This window comes from Hymenobacter aquaticus (genome assembly GCF_004765605.1).
Lineage (GTDB): Bacteria > Bacteroidota > Bacteroidia > Cytophagales > Hymenobacteraceae > Hymenobacter > Hymenobacter aquaticus.
This window is the reverse complement of record NZ_SRLC01000002.1, coordinates 705759-730944: the sequence shown is the minus strand read 5'-3', so window position 1 is coordinate 730944 and position 25186 is coordinate 705759. Positions and strand designations below refer to the sequence as shown.

Genomic DNA, 25186 nt, shown 5'->3' with positions numbered 1-25186 from the left:
CCGGAAAAGGCAAGGAAAGTTAGCGGGCGGGCAGCAAATCTGTGCGGATTTTGTGTAGATTTGGAAACGGCTTTTCGCCTCCCTTTTGCATTTCTTTCCTAACCTCTTCCTATGAAGTTAACTTCTACTGTGTCCGTGTACCGGGCGCTGGCGCTGGCGGCCCTGTTGGCCGTGCCGGCGCTGGGTTCCGCCCAGAATGCCCCCCTCGACCGGGCCCTGAGCCAACTGACGGCCCAACGGAGCCGTTTCGGTCTGAGCGAGTCGGACCTGACCAACCCGGCCGTTACCAACCAGTACACCGACAAGCACAACGGGGTGACCCACGTGTACCTGCGGCAGCGCCACGAAGGCATTGAAATTCTGGATGCCGTAGCCGATGCCCACGTCACGAGCACGGGCAAGGTAACGGCGCTGCACAGCACCTTCCTGCCCAACGTAGCCGCCGCGGCCCGCACCACCACGCCTACCCTGACGCCGGCCCAGGCCGTGGAAGCCGCCGCCCGCGCCCTGCAGGTAGCTGCCCCCCGCAGCCTGAACGCGGAAGTGGCCGCCACTCCGGCCGAAGGCCTGACCTTCAGCGACGGCGGCATTTCGCAGGACAAGATCAAAGCCAAGCTGATGTACCTGCCCGTAGCCGGCGGCGACCTGCGCCTGGTGTACGACGTGCTGCTGTGGCCCACTACCAGCGACGACGCCTGGTCGGTGCGCGTGGATGCCCGCACCGGCGCCCTGGTGAGCAAGTATTCCTACACGGTACACGAGCCCGTGTCGTTTGCCCAGCTCACGGAGCGCGCCGTGTCGGTGATGAAGATGCCCGAAACGGCACCGGCCACCGCCAACAAGGTGAACGTGCCCAACAGCTACAACGTGTGGCCCATTACCGTGGAAAGCCCCATCCACGGCCCGCGTCAGCTTGCCGTCAATCCCGCTGACGCCGTGGCCTCGCCCTTCGGCTGGCACGACGACAACGGCGTAGCCGGCCCGGAGTACACCATCACGCGCGGCAACAACGTGCACGCCTACGACGACCGCAACAACCGGAACGCCTACATTGCCAACTCCAGCGTGAGCCCCGATGGCGGCCCCAACCTGGAATTTGACTTCCCCTACGACCCCAACCTGCGCCAGGTCGGCAACCTGAAGCTAGCCGTTACCAACCTGTTCTACTGGAACAACGTGATGCACGACATCATGTTCCGCAAGGGCTTCACGGAAGGCGCCGCCAACTTCCAGCAGAAGAACTACACAAACCTGGGCCTGGGCAACGACCAGGTGAAGGCGGAGGCGCAGGACGGCGGCGGCACCAACAACGCCAACTTCAGCACCCCGCCCGATGGCACGCGCGGCAAAATGCAGATGTACAACTGGAGCGCCGCCCCCGGCACCCTGATTGTGGCCTCGCCCGCTTCGGTAGCCGGCACCTACCCCGCCGGTCTGGCCGATTTCGGCCGCACCGTCAACTCGCTGGGTAGCACCTACCGCGGCAAGCTGGTATTGGTAAACGACGGCTCGGCCAAGCCCTCCCGCGGCTGCAACGGCCCCCTGCTGAACCCGGCCGCCCTGAGCGGCAACATCGCCGTAATCGACCGGGGCAAGTGCACGTTTGCCTCGAAAATCCAGCTGGCGCAGGCCGCTGGTGCCCGCATGGTGGTAGTAGTGGATACGGCCGGCGCGGCCACCGTGGGCGGCATGACCGGCGCTTCCCCCGACACGGTCGGCATCCGGATTCCGTCGGTCTTCATCACCCAGGCCCTGGGTGCCCGGCTTAAGCAGGCCATGGAAGGCGGCCCCGTGATGGTGGGTGGCACCGGCGGCGCTGGCCCCGATGGCGACTTCGACAACGGCATCGTGGCCCACGAATACGGCCACGGCATCTCCAACCGCCTCACCGGCGGCGGTACGGGCGCCTGCTTGCCGACCTCTACCAACGGGGTTCCCAACGAAACGATGGGTGAAGGCTGGAGCGACTTCTTCGGCCTGTGGATGACCACCAAGCCCGGCGACGTAGGCACCACCGCCCGCGGCGTAGGGACTTACGCCGTAAACCAGCTGCCCACCGGCGCCGGTATTCGCCGCAAGCCTTACTCGACCGACTTCACGGTGAACAACTACACCTACGCCTTCATCGGCACGGGCAGCGGCCAGTACTCGGAAACCCACGACGTGGGTGAGGTATGGGCCACGGTGCTGTGGGACCTGAACTGGGCGCTGATCAACAAATACGGCTACAACGCCGACCTCACGGCCGCAACCGGCGGCAACAACATCTGCCTGCAACTGGTACTCGACGGCTGCAAGCTGCAGAAGTGCACGCCCGGCTTCCTCGACGGCCGCGACGCCATCCTGAAGGCCGACAGCCTGAACAACCGCCACGCCAACTCGGCCCTGATCTGGCAGGTATTCGCCCGTCGGGGCATGGGTGCCAACGCCGTACAGGGCACAGCCAGCGTCGGCGACAACACCGCCGGCTTCGAGCTGCCCACCGTGCTGAGCACGCAGAAGGTTCTCAACGAGAAGCTGCTGGAAGTGTATCCGAACCCCGCCGCTGATCAGCTGATCGTGCGGACCCAGGTGAGCAGCAAGGCTCCGGTGCAAATCGAGATGCTGACCATGATGGGCCGCAAGGTGCTGGGTACGTCGGCTTCGGCCGCGCACATCCAGGCCGAAGGTGCCCGCCTCAACACCACGGAGCTGGCCAACGGCATGTACGTAGTGCGCCTGACGACCTCGGAAGGCACGATTACCAAGAAGGTAATGGTGCAGCACTAAGTCCTGCGGCATTTCGTTTACGTATAGCAAAACCCGTCTGGCACCCTGCCGGGCGGGTTTTTTGCGGTTAAAAACCCGCTTCACCCACCGTTTTATGGCTCCCGAAACATCTACGCCCACCGATGCCGCGCTGCTGGCGTTGCGCCCCGTGCTGCCCGCCGCCGCGCCCGCCGAACCAGAGGCTACCGTCGGCGACTTTCTGCACCGCACCCTGCGGCCCGTGCTCAAGCTACAGAACGAGTTGCTGCTGGCTGTGGTAGCCGACTTCCTGCGCGAGCACCACGTCATATTCGCGGGCCGCAGCCCGGCCGAGCAGCACCGGCAGGTAGCCGAGCTGCTGGCCCGCAACGTGAAGCTGCGCTACACCATCATCGGCAGCATTATCGGGCTGTTTACGAGCGCCGAGCGGCGGTTCTACCGCCAGCACCGGCCGGAGGTCAGCCGGCGGATTCTGGAGCTGGCCACCCAGCGCGTGCAAAGCCAGCTGGCCACCGTAGCCGAACTTGCGACGACTGGGCCGGCCTAAGGTATGCGTAACCATTACCACACGCTGGGCGTGAGTGAGCAGGCCACCACCGACGACATCCGGCGGGCCTACCGCCGGCTGGTGCTACTCACCCACCCCGACCGGACCACCGACCCGGCCGCCCACCAGCAGTTTCTGCTCGTGAACGAAGCGTACGACGTGCTCAGCAACCCGGCCCGCCGCCGGGGCTACGACGCGCTGCTGAGCGCCTACCGCAACCCGCCGCGCCCGGCCAGCCCAGCAGCGCCGCCACCGCGCGCTACGCCCCCACCCCGGGCCGCCGCCCCGCCGCGGCAGTCGTTCCGGCGCCGGGCCACCCCGCCCATCGACTTCCGGAAATACCAGGCCAGCAGCCGGTTCTTGGGCAAGGTGCTACTAGCGTTGGCGCTGCTGGTTTTCGTCGATTATTTTGGCCTGAGCTACCCCACTACGGCCTCTTTCACCGGCCCGGCCCTCTACGACCCGGGCCACGACCGGTACGTGGTTCAGACGGATAAGGGCCGCTTCCTGACCCGGGACGAATCGGTGGAAACCATGTTTGCTACCAATACCCGGCTGCGGCTACGGGTGTCGGTGCTGTTTCACTTTATCCGGGAGGCGCGGCTGTTGCAGGGGGGGCGGCCGTTGCCCGTGCTGTTCCGCCACCAGGCACTGTTCACGTTTACTGGGCTACTACTGCTCATGGCCGGCCTCACCCAGGGCCGCCTGCTCGGCGACGCCGGCCGGATCAACGCCGTTATCATTGCCACGGCCCTGGCCAGCCTGGTGCTGCTCATGCTCGGGAAATGACTTGCCGCACTAAATGAAAAAAGCCTCTTCCAACCGTGGAAGAGGCTTTTTTTGTACGAAGACTGCGCAGGTGCTTAGTCGTACTGCGACTCGCGCAGCTGCACGGGCTTGGCTTTTTTGCGCAGCCGCATGTTGAGCAGCTCCACCAGCAAGGAGAAGAACATGGCGAAGTAGATGTAGCCTTTCTCGATTTCCTTGTGGAAGGCTTCCATCACCAGCATCACCCCAATCATAATCAGGAACGACAGGGCCAGCATCTTGATGGTGGGGTTGCGGTTGACGAACTCGCCGACCACGCCCGAGAAAACCAGCATCACGCCCATCGACAGCACCACGGCCAGAATCATAATCAGCACGTTGTCGACCAGGCCCACGGCCGTCAGAATCGAGTCGAAGCTGAACACGATGTCAATCAGTACGATCTGGACGATGATGCGGCCCATGGAGCTGTAGGTGGGCGTAGCCCCGGCTTCCTCTTCCTCGCCCTGTAGCTTGGTGTGGATTTCGGTGGTGCTCTTGCCAATCAGGAACAAGCCCCCGATGAGCAGGATAATGTCGCGCCCGGTCACGCCGAAGTCGTGGTCGGCCCACGGCACGTCGATGTGGAAAAGCGGCGCTTTCAGGCCCACAATCCAGGAAATACTCATCAACAAGCCGATGCGGATGAGCAGGGCCAGCAACAAACCGATGGTGCGCCCCCGCTTCTGCTGTTCCGGACTCAGCCGGTTGACGACGATGGAAATGAAGATGATGTTGTCGATGCCCAGCACGATTTCCATGAACGTGAGGGTAAGCAAGCTAACCCACGCCTGAGGGCTGGAAAAAACAGAAAAGTCGAACACGCGTTAATGTGCTAATATGGAAAAATGTGCTGATGTGCTAATCTGGAAAAACGGGCTGCTATGCTGGCTCCTGACTACACGAACCATTAGCACATCAGCACATTAGTAATTAGCACATTAAAAGAAACCTTTATTTCATATTCACGAATTGCAGCGGCTGTCCCACTTCGGCCGACTTCTGCCGCAGCAGGGCAATAACCTGCTGGAGCTCGTCAATCTTTTTGCTCGACACCCGGATCTGCTCGTCCTGGGTTTGGGCATCGACCTTGATTTTGCTGTCCTTGATAAGCTTCATGATCTTGCGGCTGGCTTCCTTGTCGATGCCGGCGCGCACCTTGATGGTTTTCTTCACCAGGTTGCCGGAAGGCTGCTCCTCGGCCGAAAAGTCGAGGCAGGTGCCATCCAGGCCCTGCTTCACCACGCGGCCCAGCAGAATGTCTTCCAATGCTTTTACCCGCATCGAGTTTTCCGAGCTCAGCTGAATCGTGTTGGCCTTCTTGTCCAGCTCGATGCCGCCTTTCGTGTCGCGCAGGTCGTAGCGGGTTTGCAGCTCCTTCTTAGCCGTGTTTACCGCGTTTTCCAGCGTTTGGGGGTCTACTTTGCTTACAATGTCGAAAGAAGGCATAATCGTGCGATTGGGTGAAATGGTGGCCGAAAAGCTCTGGCCCGGGCCAGAGGTGTTGGTACGAAGTTGAACGGCAAAAGTATCAAATGCCCGCCGCAACCCACGCAGATTTTCGGCGGTCCTTGCGTAACTCGTCCCCTCAGCCGCCCGCCCATGCCCATCCGTGCCCCCCACTCCCCCGCCGACTTCGCCGCCTACTACCAGCTTCGTTACCAGGTGCTGCGCCAGCCCTGGCACCAGCCCCCGGGCTCGGAGCGGGCCGACGACGACGCGGCCCCCACGACCATTCACGCCCTCTACGCCGACGCGCAGGGCCACGTAGCCGGCGTAGCCCGCCTCCACCCCAGCGGCCCCGGCCAGGCCCAGGTGCGCTACATGGCCGTCGATGCGGCGCATCAGGGGCAGGGCATCGGCGGGCAGCTGCTGGCGTACCTGGAAGATGCCGCCCGTCGCCAGGGCCTCACCGAGTGCGTGCTGCACGCCCGCCAGGCAGCCGTGCCGTTTTATGAGCGGCAGGGCTACCGGGTCGTGGCGCCCTCGCACACGCTGTTTGGCTCCATCCCGCACTTTCTGATGCGCAAAGACTTGTAGCCTTAGGCCCAACATCCAAAAAACCCGCCCGAATCCGTGACTTAGAAACGCTCCCGGCCGCGCAGCAGGTCGAAGTACAGCCGGAAGTCGCCGAGCAGCGAATACCAGGGGTGCTGAAACGTAGCCGGCCGGTTGCGCTCCACGAAAAAGTGACCGATCCAGGCAAAGCCGTAAGCCGCCACGATGCCCAGCGGAATCAGGTTGAAGCGCTGCCACACCAGCGCCAGCACGAAGGCCGTCAGAAACAGCGTGGTGCCGAGGAAGTGCAGCACCCGGGTGCCGCGCTTGCTGTGCTCGCGCAGGTAGCGCGGATAAAACTCGGCGAAGGAAAGGGGCGCAGCAGACATGGCGGTGGGGTTATTGGGTAAAGAAACCTAACTTTTCAGCCAATATCCAGTTCTTTTCCGCCCAGTTCCTTTCCCACCATGGACCCCTCCTTCGACGTCGCTACGCTGGTAGCTATTTATAATCAGATCAACCACTACGGGCGCACCAACGGCATGCAGCTCACGGTGACCAGTCCCGGCCAGGTAGAGTACACCATGACGGTGCGCCCCGACCACCTCTCGTCGCCGGGCACCTGCCACGGGGGCGTCATTGCCGGCCTGATGGATGCGGCCCTGGGCGCGGCGGCCCTCACTCTCTCCTTCCAGAGCGGCGAGCTGGTCTCGACCGTGGAGTTTAAGATCAACTACCTGCACCCCGTGCGCCTGCACGACTTTCTGGTGGCCAGAGCCCGCGTCGACCACTCGGGCAAAACCCTGATTGTGAGCAGCGCCGAAATAACCTGCGCCAGCCGCGAGCTGGTCGTGGCCCGGGGTATGGGTACCTTCAACCGCTACCCGGCCGACAAGCGCGACTTCCACCGCCTGCTGTTCCCCGACGTCGACAACGGCCCCGCCGAGCTGTAGCCCGCCCCGCCCGAAAACAGAAAAGCCGGACGCCCCCAGAGTTGGGAGGGTCCGGCTTTTTCCATTATCCGGGATGGTATACCGCGGGCTTAGAGCAGATCCGACGAGGCCGACTGGTGCTCGTGCTCTTCGTACTCGTCGCCGTCACCTTCCTGCGGGGGCTGCACCTTGCGCACGTTGCGGGCGCAGTCTTCGTCGCGGTGGTTGCGGCCCACCGTAAACTCCACCCAGTCGCCTTCACGCAGGTCGTTGAAGTCGCCTTCGGCCATGTCGGCGTAGCTGAAGAACAGGTTATTGGGCGGCATGACCACGAAGCCGAAGCCGTTCTTGAGGTTCTTGATGGTGCTGATGCCCACCGTACCCACCGGACCAGCGGCCGTGGGGCCCGTGGGGCGCACCGGCTTCACCGAGGGGAAAGCCACGGGCTCGGGCGTATTCACGAACAGGCTCTCGATCAGCTCGTCGCTGCTCGACAGGCCGCTGTCGATGACGTCGTGCATGGCCACGGGGTAGGTCACGTGCTCCAGCAGCTGCTGCGAGGCGCGGGTTACACGGTTTTCGCCTTTGAAGTCCACGTATTTGAAGTCCCAGTTCAGCAGCATCACGCGGGTGCCGATGGTGTTGAGCTTCTTGATCAGGGGCACGTAGTCCGAGTCGCCGGCGATGAGCACGATTACGTCGAAGCTCTTGTGCAGGGCCAGTTCGAGGGCTTCCAGGGCCAGCCACACGTCGATGCCCTTTTCCTGCAGACGACCGTCGCGGGTTTTGAGCGGCATGTAGTGCGTGGCGATGCTCAGGTTCATCAGAATGTCGTCCAGCAGCCGGTCGTGAAACAGCCGGTCTTTGTCGCGGGCCTCGGTGGCCGACAGGCGGCCGCGGAAGAAATGCGCGTCCGTAATCTGGCTCAGGCGCACATCAACGTCTTCCTCTTCGGCGACCTGATGCCGGATGTACTCGTGCAGGCCTTCTAAACTAATCCGAGCTTTGCGCTCGTGCTGAAAGTAGTAGTAATCACTGATTTTCAGGAAATAATTGCCGTCGTAAAAGACGCCGATCCTTATCAGTGGGCTATTCATCTGGTTCATACAAAAAAAGCTTTAATGCGAGAGGTGTGCAATCAGGGCAGAAATGGTTAGAGTCGGTTCGAAGGTGCTAAGGTAGCTATGATCAAAGATACAGATCTGAGTTCGTAGGTTAGCGCTCTTACCACGGCCTACTTGGGGGTATCACATGATTATGTGACAAACAAGGCTACGGTTCAGTTTACAAAAATGCTTTATCCGGCTATCCGAACATCAGCTCCCAACAATTTGGCATGTATAAAGTCCTATATCCAACTCAATCTTCCCTCCCTGAAGTACGGTAAGTTAAAACAATATTAGCGAAAATGCATTCTGCCATACCGCCAACGTAGTACAATTTCAGAAAAGTTGTCCTGATAGGTGCGAAGCTAACAGCTTAATCATAGCAGTGCAACTTTTATCTCCATTAGCCAGCATCGTCAGAGCTATGAGCTTGAACGGCGCACTGAAATTGTCCTTTCCATCATCCTATCTTCACCCGTGGCCCACTTTCGATATATCCGATAGAATATCGGAATAATACATTATTGAGCAAAAAAAGGCACTCTATTCAGCCCAAAAAAAGCGTTTTTTCACTTTCCTCCTCTTTGCTCCTAACACGTCATCCGGGCAATAGGATTCCCATTTTTTGCGGTTTCTGTCGGCCGCTGCGGGTTTGTTTCCGGCCGCGTTGCGCGCCGCCGCCGGACCCGGCAACGCGGCGGTAGCCCCGGACGGGCGGCGAGCCTCAAACGAGCCTTAGAAATGCAGGCCGGCGACGATGAGCACCAGCACGACGGCCGCGTAGCCCACGCAAATGCCAACTTCCAGCAGGTTGCCGGCCGTCGAGCCGGTCCGGATCAGCGGAATCTTGAAGGAGTAGTCGGACAGGGGCATAAACCACTTCACCCCGGCTTTGGTCAGGGAGTCGGCCACGAGGTGGGACGCGTAGCCAGCCCCGGCAAAGTGGGCCACGCCGTGCCAGCCCAGGGTGTTGTTGGCCAGGTAGCCGATGTAGGTCCACAGGGCGGTGGCCCAGATGGTGTGCGTCCAGGTGCGGTGGGAGGTGTAGGGCGCCAGCGCCACGAACGTCCCCAGCAGACTCAGCCACAGAAACCCGAAGTAGAGCCCAGCCAGGCCGGTGCAGATGCCGGTGAACATGAGGGCCAGCTTGCGGGCCGAGCCGCCCTGCATGGCCACCCCGATCAGGCCGAACGCCAGGGCCGCGGTGAAGCCCATACGCCGGTCGGACGAGCCCAGGGGCAGCATGTAGTGCGTGTAGCCGGCCAGGCCCAGGGCCACGAGCGCGAAGGCAAAGCGCACGTAGTTCTGCGAAAAGCTCAGGCGCTTGCTCAGGCGGGAGCTGGGGTGGTCGAGGTCGGGAGCCAGGGCCGAAAAGCCGGCCAGGGCAATGCCGGCGGGGGAAAACGGCACGCCCGCCACCAGGCCGCCCACGGCCACGCCAGTAATCAGGCCAATGGCCAGATGAGAAGAACCGCGCACTTCAGAATCGGAATAGAATTGCTAAAGCACGAAGGTACGGGCCCGCCACTCAGGGCGGGCGGAAAAATATCGGCGGCTTACGCGGGAATAGCCGGGCCGGGCTTAGTTGGGCACGGGCAGCAGGTACACGATTTCCGGCTCGAAGGGCGGCTCGGGCGCCGGGGCGGGCTGGGGCCGGGCGGCCCGCAGGCGGGTTTCCTGCACGCCGACCCAGGCATTTTTCAGGGTTTGCCAACGCACCCAGGCGTCGAAATTGAAATCCTGGTCCTCGGCGGGGTTACGGGTGGGGTCCATACGCAACAGGGGAATTGGGGGGTGATTGGAGCGGCAGGGCGAAGCAAAGCAAAGACCAATTTATCATTTTTCCGCCAACTCAACCGTAACCATTTTTCATTCGGGCTTCGCGGAAACTTTCGGACCTTGGCGGCGGTATTGCTTAGCACCCGTGCCCGAACCCTGCCCGACCGGATTTGTCTTCGGCCGGGCTGTTCCCTTTTGCCTGTCTCCTAGCCGCTCGTCGTTTTGAAGGTTTCCGATTTCCTCCAGCTCTACTCCCTTGACCCCACCGTGCTGACCGTGGGAGCCCGCCTGAACCCGGCCACCCGCCACTCCCTGCGCCCCGCCGACGCCAAGGCCGACGCACCCGCGCGCCTGCACCTGCGCGGCCTGGTGGGCAGCCAGGACGCCGTGCTGGCCGCCGCCCTGCACCAGGAGTTCCCGGATCAGCACCACCTCTTCATCCTCCACGACCGGGACGAGGCCGCCTACTTCCTGGCCGACCTCCAGCACCTGGCCCCCGACGAAGAGCCGCTCTTGTTCCCCAGCTCCTACAAGCGCCCCTACGCCTTCGACGAGACGGAAAACGCCAACGTGCTGATGCGGGCCGAGGTGCTCAACAAGCTCAATAGCCACCGGGGCCCGAAAACCGCCGCCGAAAAGGCCTCCGAGGATGCCGACGACGCCCTGCCGGAAGGCGCGGAGAAGAGCAAAAAGGGCAAGAAAATCAGCGTGAAGGATACGGCCGGGGCCCTCATCGTCACCTACCCCGAGGCGCTGTTCGAGAAGGTTATCAACAAGAAAAGCCTGGTGGCCAACACCTTTATTGTGAAGGTCGGCGACAAGCTCGACGTCAACTTTATCAGCGACATGCTGGCCGAGTACGACTTCGAGCGGAGCGACTTTGTGTACGAGGCGGGCCAGTTTGCCGTGCGCGGCGGTATCGTGGACATCTTCAGCTACGCCAACGAGCTGCCCTACCGCATCGAGCTGTTCGGCGACGAGGTGGAAACCATCCGCACCTTCGACCCCGAAAGCCAATTGTCGGTGGAGAAGCGCCAGCAGGTGAGCATCATCCCGAACGTGCAAACCAAGCTGCTCCAGGAAACCCGGGAGGCGTTTCTGGACTTCATCCCCCGCAACACCGCCATCTGGGCCAAGGACGTGCGCCAGACCCTGGACATTGTGGAGGAATCGTTCGACCGGGCCGAGGCGGGCTTCAAGGAAATGCTGGCCGCGGCCGGCGGCGTGCAGATCGTGAGCAAGCCCGAGGATTTGTTCGAGTCGGGCAAGTCGTTCAAGAAGCTGCTCGACGGGTTTCCCATCGTGGAGTTCGGCAAACGGTTTCACTTCAAGGCCGGGGCTGAGGAGTTTTCGTTCAGCGCCAAGCCCCAGCCCAGCTTCAACAAGGACTTCAGCCGCCTGGTCAAGAACCTGCACGACAACCAGGAAAAGGGCTTTACCAACGTCATTGCGGCCGAATCCGTCCGGCAGGCCGACCGGCTGCGCACCATCTTCGACGAGCTCGATAACAACGTGCAGTTTCAGCACCTGCTGCTGGGTTTGCGCGAGGGGTTCGTGGACGACGTGCTCAAGCTCGTGGTCTACACCGACCACCAGCTGTTTGAGCGGTTCTACCGGGCTCAGGAAGGCCGGAAGTTCTCCAAGAAAAAGGCCCTGACCCTGAAGGAGCTGCGCACCCTGGTGCCCGGCGACTACGTGGTGCACCAGGACTACGGCATTGCCCGCTTCGCCGGCCTCACCCAGGTCGAAATCAACGACCGGCTCCAGGAGGCCATCCGCCTCGTCTACCGCGACGACGACGTGCTGACCGTCAGCATCCACGCCCTGCACAAGATTGCCAAGTACTCCGGGGCCGAGGGCACGCCGCCCACCATGAGTAAGCTGGGCTCCCCGGAGTGGGAAAACAAGAAGAAGTCGGTTAAGAAAAAGGTCAAGGACATTGCCGCCGAGCTGATCCGGCTCTACGCCAAGCGCAAAACCGCGCCCGGCCACGCCTTTGCCCGCGACTCCTTTATGCAGGCCGAGCTGGAATCCAGCTTTATATATGAGGACACGCCCGACCAGGCCAAGGCCACCGAGGACGTGAAGCACGACATGGAGCAGCCCCACCCCATGGACCGCCTCGTGTGCGGCGACGTGGGCTTCGGCAAAACCGAGGTAGCCATCCGGGCCGCGTTCAAGTCGGTGGCCGATGGCAAGCAGGCGGCCGTGCTGGTGCCCACTACCATCCTGGCCATGCAGCACTACAAAACCTTCCGCGAGCGGCTCGCCAACCTGCCCGTGACGGTGGAGTACGTGAACCGCTTCAAGACCACCAAGCAAATCAAGGAGACGCTGGCCCGGGTGGCCGAGGGCAAAACCGACATCCTCATCGGCACCCACCGCCTCACCAACAAGGACATCAAGTTCAAGGACCTGGGGTTGCTCATCATCGACGAAGAGCAGAAGTTCGGGGTCAAGACCAAGGACAAGCTCAAGGAGCTGAAGGTGAACGTGGACACGCTAACCCTCTCGGCCACGCCCATTCCGCGCACCCTGCACTTCTCCCTGATGGGCGCCCGCGACCTGTCGGTTATTGCCACGCCCCCGCCGAACCGCCAGCCGGTTCAGACCGAGCTGCACGTCTTCGACGAGCTGCTGGTGCGCGACGCCGTGGCCCGCGAATTGAAGCGCGGCGGCCAGGTGTTCTTCGTGCACAACCGGGTGAAGGACATCGACGAGCTGGCCAACATGATTCTGCGCCTCGTGCCCGACGCCCGCGTCACCACCATCCACGGGCAGATGGAAGGCGACCAGCTCGAAAAGCGCATGATGAAGTTCGTCGACGGCGAGTACGACGTGCTGGTGAGCACCAACCTGATTGAGTCGGGCCTCGACATCCCGAACGCCAACACCATCATCATCAACCGCGCCCACATGCACGGCCTCTCCGACCTGCACCAGATGCGGGGCCGCGTGGGCCGCTCCAACAAAAAGGCCTACTGCTACCTGCTCACCCCGCCCGTGGCCGGCCTGCCCAGTGATGCCCGCAAGCGCCTGAGCACCCTGGAAGAATTTTCCGACCTCGGCGACGGCTTCAAGGTAGCCATGCGCGACCTGGACATTCGCGGGGCCGGCAACCTGCTGGGCGGCGAGCAGTCAGGCTTTATCAACGACCTGGGCTTCGAAACCTACCACCAGATCCTGGACGAGGCCGTGCAGGAGCTCAAGGAAACCGAGTTCCGCGACCTGTTCCTCGGCGACCCCACCCAGCGCCTCCAGGAAGCCGCCGCCACCAAGGGTCCCAAGGAGTGCAACATCGAAACCGACCTGCAAATCCTCATCCCCGATAACTACGTGAGCAACGTCTCCGAGCGCCTCCAGCTCTACAGCAAGCTCGACCGGGTGAAAGGCCCCGAGGAGCTGCGCAAGCTCGTGGCCGGCATCGTGGACCGCTTCGGCCCCCTGCCCCAGGAGGTCGAGCAGCTGGCCGACATCGTGCGCCTGCGCTGGCAGGCCTGCCAGGTGGGCTTCGAAAAGCTCACCCTCAAGAAAAACCTGCTCAAAGGCTACATCCCGGCCACCAACAACGAAGCCTACTTCCAGGGCGACCAGTTCGGCAACATCCTCCACTACCTCCAGACCCACCCCCGCTCCGCCTCCATGAAGGAGCGCAAGGAACAGCTCATCATCAGCATCGACGAGGTAAAAAGCGTGGGCGCAGCCAAGCGGATTCTGAGCGAGCTGGGCAGTGAAGAGAAGGTGGGGGTGTGAATTAATCCTTAGCCCAAACGCTGATAGGCGCTATTTCTCCGGGAATAGCGCCTATTTTTATTGCCCTCACAACGAGCACCCGCTTTTTATCCTTCGCTGACTTATGATAGACCTTTCGCAGCCCGATGCTCCGCGTGACCCAGTGAAGGAGAAACGCCAGAAAGGATGGATGATCGGAGCTTTCCTGGCTTTCTGGATCGTGTTATTCTGGGCACTAAAGGGGGAGGATTGGAAAAATCAGCTGCAAGCCCAGGCGGCTATTTTGCAACTGTCCGGGCCGGTCCTGATAGGCATTTGGGGTAGTAGCCTGCTGGTGGCCTTGCGGCTAATAGTGCTGGTGCACGAGGCAGGCCATGCCGTGGGAGCACTCCTGGCGAAATTCCAGATACAGAAGTTCTATGCTAGCTGGCTGCGCATCGAGCGGAAAGCAACCGCCTGGAAAGTCCGCTTCAAGAAACCGGAACATAAAGTGGGAGGCTTGGTCGAGGCGCTACCGACGCATACCCGGCGCCTACGCTCACGCTATTTCCTGTTCATTGCGGGAGGCCCGGCCGCTACGCTCCTCAGTGGAGCCGCGGCGCTGATAATACATCGGATACTGAAGGATGACGCTGCCGCCTGGCTAACGCTGGGAGGCTACCTGTTCACCAACTTCCTTTTGGTGTTCGGCTGGCTGTCTATGCTGGTAGCGCTAACAAACCTTTTACCGGTTAAGTCGGCTTCCGGCTATTTGAACGATGGCACCCAGCTGAAGCACCTATACCAAGGCGGCCCGGCCATGCACCAGCAGTTAGCCATTCTCCACCTTTCCAGCCTGCCCAACCGCAGTACCCGCCCCCGCGACTGGGACCCGGCGCTGCTTGAGCAGCTGCTGGCCCACCCCAGCAATACCGCCCTCGACTGCTACGCGCACCTGTACGCCTACAGCTACTACCACGACTGCAATGACGCCGAAGCGCTGCGCCTGCACCTCAATGAAGCCATCGACCGTCGCCATACCACCTCTGTGAGCATGCAGCAATACTTGTTTGCGGAAGGCGCGTATGTCGCCGCTTTGCATTCGCAGGACGCCCAGCAGGCCCGGTACTGGCTTGAGCTTGCCCAGCAGGCAAAGCCCTTTGGCAAAGACGAAGCCCTGTTTGCCCGAGCGGCCGTAGCCTACGTGGAAGGCCGGATGCACGAAGCCGACAACTGGCTGCAAGCCGCCCAGAAGCAGCTTCAGGAGCAACCCAGCAGCGGTAGCACCCTCCAAGCCTTCGAGCGAATGGACCAGCTGCAAACCCAGATTCGGCAGGCCTCTCGCGCGGCGGCTACCGCCATCTAACCTCCCTCCACTACCTCCTGCCCCCCACCCCCGCTCCGCCTCCATGAGAAGGAGCACTAGGAACAGCTCAGCGTCAGCATCGAGAAGGTGGGCGTGTAGCAGCCAAATTAGCCCCAAAAAAGCCTGCCCCGGAATGGGGCAGGCTTTTTTTGTGCTCCTATCGCACGGTGTAGACTACGGGTATCTCACACTCGACTGCCACCGGCTGGCCGGCGGCCTGCGCCGGCACCCACGTAGCCGGCACGAGCTTTATGACCCGTAACGATTCTTCATCCAGACTAGCAAAAGCCGACTTAGCCACCCGATAATTAGAAACCGAACCATCCGGGGCAATGGTAAAGGCGATGCGCACCGTGCCCGACTTCTGGGCGCGCAGGGCGTCTACCGGGTACCGCACGTTGGTCCCGATAAAGTTCATCACCGTCGTGATTCCGCCGATATACACGGCTTCCCGTTCGAGAGCGGCTGACGTACCCACCGGGGTAAACGTAATCTTAGACTTCTCGTCCGCCTTGTGCAGCAGCAGCTGCCCCCGGGTATGGTCGTAGCGCTGTTCGAGTTCATTCTTGCCCGCGTAGTATTCCCACACGCCCACTTTCTGGCCTTGCTGGTAGCGGCCCCGGGCCTGCAGCTCCGGCTTGTTCGACCACCGGTTGTATAGCGTCCACAGACTGTCTTTCTGGCCGTTGGTGTAATACCCTTCCATTGCCAGCACCTCCCGCGCGCCTCCTACATACCCACGGTATAGCCCGTGCTTGACCTTCGGATCCGACTTCAGCACCGAGTACTCCTCCCGCTGCCAGGGATTCTGAGATTTAACGTTTACCTGTTTGGTTTCCTGCCCGAAGCTGACGAGCGGAAGAAGGGTCAATAAGGCTGCTACAGGCAGAGCGTATGGTTTTCGCATGACAGATAGGTATGCAGTAGCTAACTGCTACCGTAGCCAAAGGTACTTGTAGTTCCTTTCTGTCGGTATGAAGGAGCGCAAGAAACAGCTCAGCAGCGAGGAGGTGAAAAGCGCAGGCGCCGCCATGCGAATCCTGAGCGCGCTGGGCAGCGAGGAGGAGGTGGGCCTGTAGCAGCCGGGCAGCAGCCGGGCAAACAGAACGTCATTCCGAGCATTCTGCGCATGAAGCAGAGTCCGAGGAATCTCGCGTGCTGACGTTGTTGGGAACAGAACGTCATGCCTGATCTGGCGTCCGCGAAGCCGAAGCATCTCTACCGCGGTAGTAATCCTATACCGTTGCGACGAAGCGGTAGAGATGCTTCGATTCCGCTCCGCTGCGCTCAGCATGACGGGCTGACGGGCGGGCGGCTTTTCTTACGCCGATAACGCCGCCAGCCCCTGCCGGAAAACCTGAAAGCTGGCCGACTTATTCCGGGCTGGCTCCAGGTGCGGGGCAATGGTTTCGGCCCACCGTATTTTTCCTTTCGTGGCCCCGGCATCGGCCTTTTGCAACACCCGCAACAGCGTTTCCCAGGTGTCGGCTATGGTATCCGGGTCGGGGGGCAGGCCGCTGAAGTGCTGGGGCCGGACCCGGGGGTAGGCCGCCCGAATAGCGTCCCGGTCGCCGAGAAACCAGGCTTCCAGCTCCTGCACCGCCAGCCGGGTAAGAATATGGTAAGGCCGCCCGGCCGCCGTGGCTTTGGTTAGCAGGCCCGCGTCGGCTACCATCTTCTCCAGCTCGGCCTTCGCCCGCCGGCAGTCCGTATCGGCATCCATCAGAATCACCACCCGCAAATCGGGCTGGCCGGCCAACTGCCGGGCGTAGGTTTTCAGCCGGCCGGGCAAGCGGTGCAGCAGGTCGGTTTTGCCCCGGTGAAAATGGCACCACCACGTCACCCCGGCCGGCAGCAGCCTGGGCAACAGCAGATCCAGGGCGGCCTTGGCCGATTCTTCTTCCAGCAGAAACTCGATGTGCATCCTACCGGTCGGCTGAGGTAAGGGGGGCCAGCGGGTCGCCGAGGCGGAAGAAGTTGCTGGTCCAGAGGTAGCCCAGCGGCGAGCCATCCGCCACCGCCTCCTTCACCTGCGCAATATCGGCCGTGCGCGTGGCCCGGGTGTAGCCATCCGCGCCCCGGTGCAGAATCCAGACCTGCTCGGGCTCCAGGGCATCCAGCAGCAAGGGCGAGTGGGTAGCCACCAGCAGCTGCCGCGTCGCGGTGGCCGCCACCAGCTCCTCGGCCAGCCGGGCCAGCAGGCGCGGGTGCAGCTCGTTTTCCGGCTCCTCGATGCCCAGCAGCCCGGTAGCCTGCGGCTCGTAGAGCAGCGTGAGCAGCGCCGCCAGCCGCATCGTGCCGTCCGACATATACTGGGCCGGCAGGGGCTTCTCAAACGGCGCATCCCGGAAGCGCAGCAGCAGCCGCTCATCCGAGGTAATTTCCGGCACCACGTCGGCCAGCCCCGGCACCCAGCGCCGCAGCTTCTCCGTGACGCGGGCCAGCGCCGCCGGGTGCCGGGTGTGCAGGTAATACAGCACGTTGGGCAGGTTGTCCCCGTTGGCCGACAGCTTCTCCCGCGGCCCGGCATCGGAGTAGCCCTTCAGGTGGTCGTCGGTGAGGTGGATGTAGCGGTAGGAGGTGAGGATTTGTGAGAATATAACTTCAAAAGATGGCTCTAAACCAAGTTGATGTGCTATCTGGTAGTATTCTCCTGTCCGACTTCGAAGTAGTAGTAAAGACTCTAAAGCCGATGTTTTTGTAATGCCTATATCCGTGAGTTTTTCGCTTCTATAAATATTTGATCTTCCAAGAGTTGTTCTCGAAAAGGCTGACTCATCAAGATAGAATATTTTCACCCCCTCATCCTGAAAACCGACATGTAGCACTTCATCCGTAACCCACACTAAACCGTCTCTTTCATCTACTTGAAATACATAGGTCAATATTTCTCCAGAATCGAGAGAGATTTTTACCTCAAACTCAATAGCCCCCTCCTGCCCCCGCGTGCGCATGCCGGCAAACCGGTTCCGCTTCTCCCAGGCCTGCTGCAAATTCCCGCTCACCGCCTCGGCCAGAAAGGCCAGCGCATCCAGCACCGTGGACTTCCCGCTCCCATTCGGCCCGATAAACACCGTCAGCGGCGTCAGGTCGCGCAGCTCCACGTCGCGCAGGGCGCGGTAGTTCTTGATGCGCAGGTAGGTGAGGCGAGGAAAACCAGGGGCCGCGGCAGAGTCAGGCATAAGGCAAAGCAAGGATTTGCCACAAAGTACGCGGGTTGGGCCGGAATGTGGGTATGGTGCCCGAAGCCCGGCTAAATGCTTACTTCTAGGGCGACCAGTTCGGCAACATCCTCAACTACATCCAGACCCACCCCCGCTCCGCCTCCATGAAGGAGCGCAAGGAACAGCTCATCATCAGCATCGAGGAGGTGAAAAGCGTGGGCGCGGCGAAGCAGATTCTGAGTGAGCTGGGCGGTGAGGAGAAGGCGGGAGTGTAGAGAGAGTGCTTGAGGATTGAAACATGGTCATTACCTAGACCATGTTTCAACACTATATTTTACGTTGCCGTTTTCAGAAATTCTGAACCCATTATTGCGGCACTTACTTTTCTCTTAACTGCATTAATTAGCGCAAAGACATCTTGATGTATCTTTTCATACACACTAGCTTCTATTCCTTCTCTCATCTTTCCATGAGCAATAGCATTCCGAAAACCTAGTAGTTTTTGAATACTACTTTCAACGCTTGATAAATCATTATATGGAAAACCTAGCCTAAATAATATCTTTCTCATAACAACAGGAGTAAGATTTGATTCGGTATTCACGACATCATCTTCTTTCAAATTAATACACCTTTCACTTAATTCACCAAGCCTTTCAACGAATTCTATACTTCTAGCCAGAAGATGCAAATCAGTATCCTCTGGAGATTCATTTCTAAATATTGGAGATTTTTGATTCAAATTATTTAACCCCTTTATTTCTTTCATTATACTAGCAGCAAGCACAGGATACACGACATCTCGGCCTTTTACGTTAGATATATTAATAAACTTCACATAAACCTGAAATGCAAACTTTGCAAACCCTTCAAAGTGTGCATATAGCATTACGATTACAGCTCTACGCATCCGCATTTTTTCACCATTATCACTTAACCTAGCTATTATATTATGATAGAACCTAATTTCGTCAAACCTCCACTCTATATCAAACTCCAACTCGGCTATTAAATCGTCAGCTATCATATCGCACTGAAAAAGCTTTTCAATTCCTCAACAACAAATTGAATACGCTTCCTTAAAAGTCCGGGAGAATTTTTACCACCACCTGTAGTTAAGGAAACGAATGTAGGATCAAGCTTTATTTGACGTATTTTCTGAGAAATATCCTCTAATTGCTTCTTGCTTTTTAGGTCTATTTTATCTATATAAGGCTGTATACCTACAGACAATGCTTCAAATTGATATACCCCAAACCCACGAGTAATTGCACCTTTATTAACCTGCCCAAAACTGTAATCTCCTAGAGTATTGTAAAATATAGAAAAGGTTTTCACAAAAATCTTTTCCTCATCTTTGTACACAAAAAAACTCTTATCATTAGACTCGGCAACTTTCTCCATATAATCGGTTAAGAAATCAGCAACATCATGCTTGAATGAGGTTATGTCATTTTTAAGAGCAAAAAATCGTAAAACTAATTCTTGATCAAAGGCCCCCAACCTCTGTTCATAAGTTATTGAGTCTATACAAGTCACAAATTCGTCTTTAGTACTTAATTTAATAATAAAATCATTAAACTTATCATCCAACAGCCGTATAGTGCAGTTTCTAAGTTGCTGCCCAGTAAGCAATTCTCCACCAGTATTCAATCTCTTAAACATATGATATTTAAACTTCTTATCACTGCCTTTTCTAACGACTTCTACTCTAACAAAAGCCCTCTTCAGTCTAATTTGCAACGCAACACCCAAAGTATCAAAAGTCATTCCGTTAAGTTCCTCCACGATGTCACAATCCACCAATTTCAAAACATCCCCTTTATTTATTGGAGGAGTCAAATGGCTTGCTTTAAGTTCTCCTCGCAGATGCAGGTATGTTGAAATGCGCTGTAAACCATCTATGAGCATGTACCTACCTTCCTTTACTTCTACCACGTAGATAGGCGGAACTGGCATTTCCAATAACAGAGATTCAATAAATCTTGACTGAGCCCCCTCTGACCATCTAAATACACGTTGGTAATCAGGATTGATTATTAATTCCCCACTTACATACATATCTAATAGTTCATTAAAAGAAAGATCCAAACTTTGGGTATGAACTTTTTGAAGTTTAGCGTCTACTGCACTTAGAACGGTGACAGAATTAGTCTTTTTTGACATTGTTTAATATTTTATTTTGAAAAAACCAGAACACTCTCCGTCGCATCGGTTTGCTTACGGTATCTTTTTACCCCAGGATTGACACCTGACATATTAAACAAAGAAGGAAATTCTTTCTTAATCGCCAAACTCCAACCTAAATTATTCCCCATTTGAGAAATTATTTCAGGAAGATCATTATGAACATCTTTATAATAAGAGTCTTGAACAACTAGCGTACAGGCGCCACCTTTTTTCAACACCCTATTTATTTCCAACAGAGAACTAAACATTAGATCAAAATACTGTAAGTGATTTTTCAAGTAGTATGTATCAGAAGATATTGATGGATGATTTTTCACTTCATCCAAAAACGAATTACAGACCTCACCCCACTCTACAGAGGAGGCAGGAGCATTCTTTGGAACAGTAGTTGACCCAATTAGGCTCCTACGCAAATTATCTAATTCACTTTTAAATAAACCAAGAACGCATAGTTCTGGCATAGTATACACACCATAATCTATTCTAGTACAATAAGGAGGAGAAGATAAAACAAAGTCAACAGAATTTTTTTCGCATTGTATATTTAGTGAGTTACCTATAAATAACTTAGACTCAGCATTAGCACTGTTATCAAAAACCGGATCAAAATTTTCTAACATAGCATTAACTTCTGACACGAACGCTAAACGAATAGAGTTCTTATCAATCGAAACTTTACTATGTTCATCTTTAGGCTGTTTCACCCAAGTTGGGTTAGAAGATTGAAATTGCCCTATTAACGACCGTACAACTCGAAAAACAGCCAAGTAAAAAAAGGCAGCTATTTCGGACACTAAATTAACATTAGATTTAATAAACACATATTTTCCTTTTTGCTCTTGAATCAAAAAATATTGAATTGAACGCTCAAGAGCCCTAATATAACAAGAAGAATCTTCCTTAAACCATAATCTCAATGGATCATTGGAATCATATTTAATATTGATTACTTTAAACTTATTAATTATTTTACTTAGCAAAGGAACAATACTAGGCTTCTCACCGTAACTAATTTTAAACGCTTTAGCTATTATTACAGGAACAGGATTAAGGTCGAATCCTACCGATTTGTAACCAATAGCGCTAGCTGCAAGTGTAGTTGTACCGGCTCCATTCCAAGGATCCATAACTAAACTTTCTTTATTTAGCCCAATTGAACTTAGTATAGCATAAGCAAATTCAGAAGAGTAACCAGCATAGTAATCATGCCAATTGACACGATTAGTTGTAGTATCACTACTCCTTTTCGGATTTAAAACCTTTGCTTTTTCAAATGAAAGTGACATCTAAACTCTTTTTACTGTTTTCGTAAAGCTACTACGCTATTACAAGATAAACTAAGTTTATACGCTTTCCTTCCTTGGTACAATCTTGTAACTTATGTAGGTCATACACCAGTTATGTATACGTCCCCCTTCCGCTTCGGCGAGGGCAACGCTGAACCATAATCCCCTAAAACACACAACGCCCCCGACCTGCTGGCCGGGGGCGTTGGGGCTTGTAGCGGATGGGTTGGGCAGAAACCTTGGCTACTGGGCGGCTTCGAGGACGGCTTTGCGGGCCTTGACCTCGGCTTCGAGGGTGTCTGCTTCGGCCAGGGATTTGGTGAGGCGGGCCACGTCGAATTCCCGGTCGATGAGGGCGACGGGGTTGAATTCGAGCTGCCGGTCCTGGAGCTCGGTGATGCGGCGGCTTAGGGTGCGCCGGCGCCGCTCGTAGTCGGTTTTGGTGTCGCCGTCGGCCAGGCCGTTGATGAGGGTGGTGAGGGAGGCCAGCTCGGTTTGCTTGGCCGTCAGCTCGGCGTCTACTTCCGTGACGTCGTCGCTGAGGTTGCCACGGCGTTTGTCGAGGATGCGCTGTTGCAGGTCGAGATTTTCGCGCTCTTCGGCGATGAGAGCCAGCACGGCGTCGCACTGGGCGGGGGTAGTAAGTTTGTTAACGGAGTAAGCCATTGAGATAAGGGAAGTAGAGAGTGCTATACATGAATTGCCCAACGGCTCTAATACTAGCACAAAACCATATTCCATAAAACACATTCTCAAAATAGGAGGCTATTTTCTGCAAAATTCTCAAAATAAGACATCATCAGCGGCAATATTCTCAAAATAAGACCGGATCCAGGCGGCTTCGGCCCGGAGCCCGGCTTCGCGGGCGGCCAGGCGGGCGCGGGGCGCGTCGGCGGCGGGACTCAGCAGGTGGGCCACGTCGGCGGTGAGCTGGGTGAGCCAGCGGCGGGGCCGCTCGTCGGCGGGCAGCGGATCCAGGGCCGCTGCCAGAGCCGGGAGCACGGCGTGCAGGCGGCGGGCCTGCTCGGCTTTGCGCAGCAACAAGGCAGCGGCGTGGCGCAGGCGGTCGGCTTCGAGCAGGCAGGCTTCGTGGCGGGCCAGCAGGGGGCGCAGCCCCGGCAACAGCGTAACGGGCAACAGCTCAGGGGCCGCCGGCGGGGTAGCCGCTCCGGCGGCGGGCACGGCGGTAGTGCCCACGGCCTGAGCCAGCACGGCCAAACGGAGCAGGCTAGCGGTGGGCAGCTCACGCCGCCCGGTTTCGGCGGCTGAAAGCAGCTCACGGGACACATCCAGATAGCCAGCCAGGGCGGTTTGGGAAAGCCCGAAGTAGTCGCGCACGATGCGGGCTGTGCTGTACTGAGCGGGGAGATGACGCATAGAAGGAGAGCGGGATTAGCTTGTACCAAAATACCTTGTACCAATTTATTTTTGGTACAAGGTATTTTGGTACAACAGTAAAACGCGGTTTACGGTATTCCTGGTTGCGTTGGAGGAGCGGGCGGGAAATCTTAGCATTGGAGCCGACTTCGTAGCATCCCGCAGACCCTGCTGGCCCCGCGGCTCTGACGCGAATTGTGCACGCCCGTTGTGCTAACAGCCGCGTCAGAGACGCGAAACCGTAAGGCCCGCGTCAAAGACGCGCGCCAGCGCCCCCCGGCCCGGGGCCAAGACGAATTTTTGCTTATTTTACTAGGGAAGTTATCCTGCCACCTGCCCGCCGCTACGCTATGGAGCAGTTCTACCCCATCCCGCCCGACTCGCCCCTGAGCGCCGCCCTGCGCCACTGCTGGCAGATGGACCACCAGGGCCCGGCCCTCACCCACGAAACCATCATTCCCAAGGGCCTGGTCGAAGTCATCTTCAACCTCAACGAGGCCGGGCCGGTCACGGCCCGCATCGAAACGGAAACCTTCCGGCTGCCCCGCTGCTTTCTGAGCGGCTTCCACTCGGTGCCCCTCCACACCTGGCTGCCCCGGCGCCACACCCTGTTCGGCATGGTGCTCAACCCCACCGCCGTGGGCCGCCTCTTCCGCCTCGAAGCCGCCGACTTCGTCAACCAGTGCCTGGATCTGACCCTGGCCCACGCCCCGCTGCTGGCGCTGTGGCACCAGCTGCTCGAGCAGCCCGACTTCCCGGCCCGCGTGGCCCGGGTGCAGCAGTGGCTGCGGCCCCGCCTGCCCCAGCTCACGCCCCAGGAGCAGTTCCTGGACCACTACCTCAACACCCCCGCCGCCGCCGCCCTGAGCGTGCCGGCCCTGGCCGACGAGCTGTGCTACTCGCCCCGCCACCTAACCCGCAAGCTCCAGACCCTGACGGGCATGAACACCGAGCAAACCCTGCTCTACCACAAGTACCGCCGCTCCGTGGAGCTGATCCACACCACCTCCCTCTCGCTGACGGAAATAGCCCACGCCTGCCAGTTCGTCGACCAGGCCCACTTCAGCCGCACCTTCCGCGCCTTCACCCAGCTCAGCCCCCGCGACTACCGCCGCCACAAAAGCCACCTCCCCGGCCACCTCTTCACCACCCCCCAGTAAGCCCCGCGCAGCAACAGCCCACCCCGCCCGCCTGTCATCCTGAGTGAAGCGCAGCGTAACGAAGGACCTTCCTCGCCTACCCCACCGCCGGTACTACCAACGCCCCAAAGCCCGGTACCGCACCAGCCTTAAACAGCTCCCAGCAACAGCGCCCAGAAAGCCAACCAAAACGCCTACCCAAATCTATCGTCAGGCTCCCCCTCTCCTTTTTCGGAGACTCTGCGCCTAAAGCAGATGCGGCCGGGGTGAGCCCCGCCAAAACGCCCCATACCCGTCCGGCTCCCCCTCTCCTTTTTCGGAGAGGGGGCGGGGGGTGAGGCGCACATTAGAACGGGGCCAGAAGCGCCCCCCCACAATGTCCGTTACATACAAGTAATCGACTACCCTCCCCCCGACCTTTGTGCCGTACCAACCCTCACAAAGGCTATGAACACACTCCCCGCTCTTCCGCCCCTGCGCCGCCGCCTGGGCAACACCTTCTTTTCCCTGGCCCTGCTCAGCTACGGCGCCGTGCTGGGCGGCAGCCTCTACCAGCTCATTGCGGAAGTTCCCAACTGGGCCACCCCCGACGTGCCCCGGGCCCTGATAGCCTACCAGAACTTCTTCCGGGTGTCGCACGCGGGCTACTTCTTCCAGACCCTGATGCCCCTGGCCCTCCTGAGCCTGGGCGCGGCCACCGCGCTGCTCTGGCCCCAGGCCGGCCCCCTGCGCCGGGGGCTGCTGCTGCTGGCCGGCATCCTGCTCAACGAGCTTTTCACCGTGGCCTATTTCATGCCCCGCAACGTGGTGCTGTTTCTCACCCCCCTCGATGACACGCCCGACGTGACCATCAACACCTTCGCCCGGGAGTGGCAGCTGGCCAACTACCTGCGCCTGGCCCTGAGCGGCCTGGTCATGCTCAGCTTCCTGAAGGCCCACCGCCTGCTCGACGCCCCGCCCCAGCCCGCCCCCGACGCCGCGCCCCTGCCCGAGCTGCGCCCCACCCTGACCTACTAACCCCGCTGCCCCCACTCTT

The 25186-nt window shown here is 58.6% G+C and carries 23 protein-coding genes; 9 read left to right on the top strand and 14 right to left on the bottom strand.

All coding sequences use genetic code 11. The features are described 5' to 3' along the window. Positions 1-111 precede the first annotated feature (111 nt). The 3 genes from E5K00_RS15835 to E5K00_RS15825 all read left to right on the top strand — a co-directional run bounded on the left by E5K00_RS15835 (position 112) and on the right by E5K00_RS15825 (position 4084). Positions 112-2769 (top strand): T9SS-dependent M36 family metallopeptidase, encoded by a 2658-nt coding sequence (locus tag E5K00_RS15835; protein ID WP_135464289.1) that lies wholly within the window; start codon positions 112-114, stop codon positions 2767-2769. A 94-nt stretch (positions 2770-2863) separates the two neighbouring features. Beyond that, complete coding sequence (locus E5K00_RS15830) at positions 2864-3295, top strand: hypothetical protein (protein WP_135464288.1); 432 nt, start codon at positions 2864-2866, stop codon at positions 3293-3295. Between the two features lie 3 nt (positions 3296-3298). After that, a complete protein-coding gene (locus E5K00_RS15825; RefSeq protein WP_135464287.1) occupies positions 3299-4084 on the top strand; it encodes a J domain-containing protein in 786 nt (261 codons plus the stop codon). A 74-nt stretch (positions 4085-4158) separates the two neighbouring features. Here E5K00_RS15825 and E5K00_RS15820 read toward each other — a convergent pair whose 3' ends face one another. Next, on the bottom strand, positions 4159-4926 hold the full coding sequence (locus tag E5K00_RS15820; RefSeq protein WP_262710094.1) for a TerC family protein: 768 nt from the start codon (positions 4924-4926) through the stop codon (positions 4159-4161). A gap of 130 nt (positions 4927-5056) precedes the next feature. Beyond that, positions 5057-5551: a YajQ family cyclic di-GMP-binding protein gene (locus tag E5K00_RS15815; RefSeq protein ID WP_135464285.1), complete on the bottom strand. Its 495-nt coding sequence runs from the start codon at positions 5549-5551 to the stop codon at positions 5057-5059. A gap of 153 nt (positions 5552-5704) precedes the next feature. Between E5K00_RS15815 and E5K00_RS15810 the strand changes: the two genes are divergently transcribed. After that, the gene (locus E5K00_RS15810) at positions 5705-6142 is read left to right on the top strand and encodes a GNAT family N-acetyltransferase (protein ID WP_135464284.1); all 438 of its coding nucleotides are present in this window, start codon (positions 5705-5707) and stop codon (positions 6140-6142) included. A gap of 41 nt (positions 6143-6183) precedes the next feature. On the opposite strand, the gene E5K00_RS15805 is transcribed toward E5K00_RS15810, so the two are convergent. After that, complete coding sequence (locus E5K00_RS15805) at positions 6184-6489, bottom strand: DUF962 domain-containing protein (RefSeq protein ID WP_135464283.1); 306 nt, start codon at positions 6487-6489, stop codon at positions 6184-6186. 78 nt (positions 6490-6567) lie between these two features. Here E5K00_RS15805 and E5K00_RS15800 point away from each other — a divergent pair, with 78 nt between their 5' ends. Further along, the gene (locus tag E5K00_RS15800) at positions 6568-7053 is read left to right on the top strand and encodes a PaaI family thioesterase (protein WP_135464282.1); all 486 of its coding nucleotides are present in this window, start codon (positions 6568-6570) and stop codon (positions 7051-7053) included. An 89-nt stretch (positions 7054-7142) separates the two neighbouring features. Here the strand turns inward: E5K00_RS15800 and E5K00_RS15795 are convergent, their stop codons facing one another. From E5K00_RS15795 to E5K00_RS15785, 3 genes are all read right to left on the bottom strand, one after another. After that, positions 7143-8138 (bottom strand): NYN domain-containing protein, encoded by a 996-nt coding sequence (locus E5K00_RS15795; RefSeq protein ID WP_135464281.1) that lies wholly within the window; start codon positions 8136-8138, stop codon positions 7143-7145. 735 nt (positions 8139-8873) lie between these two features. After that, positions 8874-9617: a metal-dependent hydrolase gene (locus E5K00_RS15790; protein WP_135464280.1), complete on the bottom strand. Its 744-nt coding sequence runs from the start codon at positions 9615-9617 to the stop codon at positions 8874-8876. Positions 9618-9719: 102 nt separating this feature from the next. Beyond that, positions 9720-9911 (bottom strand): hypothetical protein, encoded by a 192-nt coding sequence (locus tag E5K00_RS15785; RefSeq protein ID WP_135464279.1) that lies wholly within the window; start codon positions 9909-9911, stop codon positions 9720-9722. Between the two features lie 228 nt (positions 9912-10139). Between E5K00_RS15785 and mfd the strand changes: the two genes are divergently transcribed. Together mfd and E5K00_RS15775 are read left to right on the top strand one after the other, a co-directional pair. Then, complete coding sequence (gene mfd, locus E5K00_RS15780) at positions 10140-13670, top strand: transcription-repair coupling factor (protein ID WP_135464278.1); 3531 nt, start codon at positions 10140-10142, stop codon at positions 13668-13670. A gap of 142 nt (positions 13671-13812) precedes the next feature. After that, complete coding sequence (locus E5K00_RS15775) at positions 13813-14994, top strand: M50 family metallopeptidase (protein WP_135464277.1); 1182 nt, start codon at positions 13813-13815, stop codon at positions 14992-14994. Between the two features lie 157 nt (positions 14995-15151). Here E5K00_RS15775 and E5K00_RS15770 read toward each other — a convergent pair whose 3' ends face one another. The 8 genes from E5K00_RS15770 to E5K00_RS15735 form a co-directional block, all read right to left on the bottom strand. Further along, positions 15152-15865 carry an energy transducer TonB gene (locus E5K00_RS15770; protein WP_167856923.1) on the bottom strand — a complete coding sequence of 238 codons (714 nt, stop codon included), beginning with the start codon at positions 15863-15865 and terminating at the stop codon, positions 15152-15154. A gap of 450 nt (positions 15866-16315) precedes the next feature. Further along, complete coding sequence (locus tag E5K00_RS15765; protein WP_135464275.1) at positions 16316-16918, bottom strand: DUF4276 family protein; 603 nt, start codon at positions 16916-16918, stop codon at positions 16316-16318. A gap of 1 nt (position 16919) precedes the next feature. After that, the gene (locus E5K00_RS15760; protein ID WP_135464274.1) at positions 16920-18176 is read right to left on the bottom strand and encodes an AAA family ATPase; all 1257 of its coding nucleotides are present in this window, start codon (positions 18174-18176) and stop codon (positions 16920-16922) included. 316 nt (positions 18177-18492) lie between these two features. Further along, positions 18493-19185: an MAE_28990/MAE_18760 family HEPN-like nuclease gene (locus E5K00_RS15755; protein ID WP_135464273.1), complete on the bottom strand. Its 693-nt coding sequence runs from the start codon at positions 19183-19185 to the stop codon at positions 18493-18495. Beyond that, positions 19182-20324 (bottom strand): DUF262 domain-containing protein, encoded by a 1143-nt coding sequence (locus tag E5K00_RS15750; RefSeq protein WP_135464272.1) that lies wholly within the window; start codon positions 20322-20324, stop codon positions 19182-19184. The genes E5K00_RS15755 and E5K00_RS15750 overlap by 4 nt, the downstream gene beginning before the upstream one ends. An 11-nt stretch (positions 20325-20335) precedes the next feature. After that, a complete protein-coding gene (locus E5K00_RS15745) occupies positions 20336-21634 on the bottom strand; it encodes a hypothetical protein (protein WP_135464271.1) in 1299 nt (432 codons plus the stop codon). Positions 21635-21877: 243 nt separating this feature from the next. Further along, positions 21878-22300, bottom strand: a complete 423-nt coding sequence (locus E5K00_RS15740; protein ID WP_135464270.1) for a hypothetical protein — start codon at positions 22298-22300, stop codon at positions 21878-21880. Between the two features lie 117 nt (positions 22301-22417). Then, positions 22418-23011, bottom strand: a complete 594-nt coding sequence (locus tag E5K00_RS15735; protein WP_135464269.1) for a hypothetical protein — start codon at positions 23009-23011, stop codon at positions 22418-22420. A gap of 350 nt (positions 23012-23361) precedes the next feature. Between E5K00_RS15735 and E5K00_RS15730 the strand changes: the two genes are divergently transcribed. Both E5K00_RS15730 and E5K00_RS15725 read left to right on the top strand, forming a co-directional pair. Continuing rightward, positions 23362-24171: a helix-turn-helix transcriptional regulator gene (locus tag E5K00_RS15730; protein ID WP_135464268.1), complete on the top strand. Its 810-nt coding sequence runs from the start codon at positions 23362-23364 to the stop codon at positions 24169-24171. 426 nt (positions 24172-24597) lie between these two features. Then, complete coding sequence (locus E5K00_RS15725) at positions 24598-25167, top strand: DUF1772 domain-containing protein (protein ID WP_135464267.1); 570 nt, start codon at positions 24598-24600, stop codon at positions 25165-25167. Positions 25168-25186: the final 19 nt, after the last annotated feature.

Excerpts from the sequence above, each read along its gene's own strand:
- E5K00_RS15785 (WP_135464279.1), bottom strand. The coding sequence starts at position 9,911 with ATGGACCCCACCCGTAACCCCGCCGAGGACCAGGATTTCAATTTCGAC.
- E5K00_RS15825 (WP_135464287.1), top strand. The coding sequence starts at position 3,299 with ATGCGTAACCATTACCACACGCTGGGCGTGAGTGAGCAGGCCACCACC.
- E5K00_RS15750 (WP_135464272.1), bottom strand. The coding sequence starts at position 20,324 with ATGTCAAAAAAGACTAATTCTGTCACCGTTCTAAGTGCAGTAGACGCT.
- E5K00_RS15730 (WP_135464268.1), top strand. The coding sequence starts at position 23,362 with ATGGAGCAGTTCTACCCCATCCCGCCCGACTCGCCCCTGAGCGCCGCC.
- E5K00_RS15745 (WP_135464271.1), bottom strand. The coding sequence starts at position 21,634 with ATGTCACTTTCATTTGAAAAAGCAAAGGTTTTAAATCCGAAAAGGAGT.
- E5K00_RS15755 (WP_135464273.1), bottom strand. The coding sequence starts at position 19,185 with ATGATAGCTGACGATTTAATAGCCGAGTTGGAGTTTGATATAGAGTGG.
- E5K00_RS15835 (WP_135464289.1), top strand. The coding sequence starts at position 112 with ATGAAGTTAACTTCTACTGTGTCCGTGTACCGGGCGCTGGCGCTGGCG.
- E5K00_RS15760 (WP_135464274.1), bottom strand. The coding sequence starts at position 18,176 with ATGCCTGACTCTGCCGCGGCCCCTGGTTTTCCTCGCCTCACCTACCTG.
- E5K00_RS15740 (WP_135464270.1), bottom strand. The coding sequence starts at position 22,300 with ATGGCTTACTCCGTTAACAAACTTACTACCCCCGCCCAGTGCGACGCC.
- E5K00_RS15815 (WP_135464285.1), bottom strand. The coding sequence starts at position 5,551 with ATGCCTTCTTTCGACATTGTAAGCAAAGTAGACCCCCAAACGCTGGAA.
- E5K00_RS15805 (WP_135464283.1), bottom strand. The coding sequence starts at position 6,489 with ATGTCTGCTGCGCCCCTTTCCTTCGCCGAGTTTTATCCGCGCTACCTG.
- E5K00_RS15830 (WP_135464288.1), top strand. The coding sequence starts at position 2,864 with ATGGCTCCCGAAACATCTACGCCCACCGATGCCGCGCTGCTGGCGTTG.
- E5K00_RS15795 (WP_135464281.1), bottom strand. The coding sequence starts at position 8,138 with ATGAACCAGATGAATAGCCCACTGATAAGGATCGGCGTCTTTTACGAC.
- E5K00_RS15800 (WP_135464282.1), top strand. The coding sequence starts at position 6,568 with ATGGACCCCTCCTTCGACGTCGCTACGCTGGTAGCTATTTATAATCAG.
- E5K00_RS15735 (WP_135464269.1), bottom strand. The coding sequence starts at position 23,011 with ATGCGTCATCTCCCCGCTCAGTACAGCACAGCCCGCATCGTGCGCGAC.
- E5K00_RS15725 (WP_135464267.1), top strand. The coding sequence starts at position 24,598 with ATGAACACACTCCCCGCTCTTCCGCCCCTGCGCCGCCGCCTGGGCAAC.
- E5K00_RS15810 (WP_135464284.1), top strand. The coding sequence starts at position 5,705 with ATGCCCATCCGTGCCCCCCACTCCCCCGCCGACTTCGCCGCCTACTAC.
- E5K00_RS15765 (WP_135464275.1), bottom strand. The coding sequence starts at position 16,918 with ATGCACATCGAGTTTCTGCTGGAAGAAGAATCGGCCAAGGCCGCCCTG.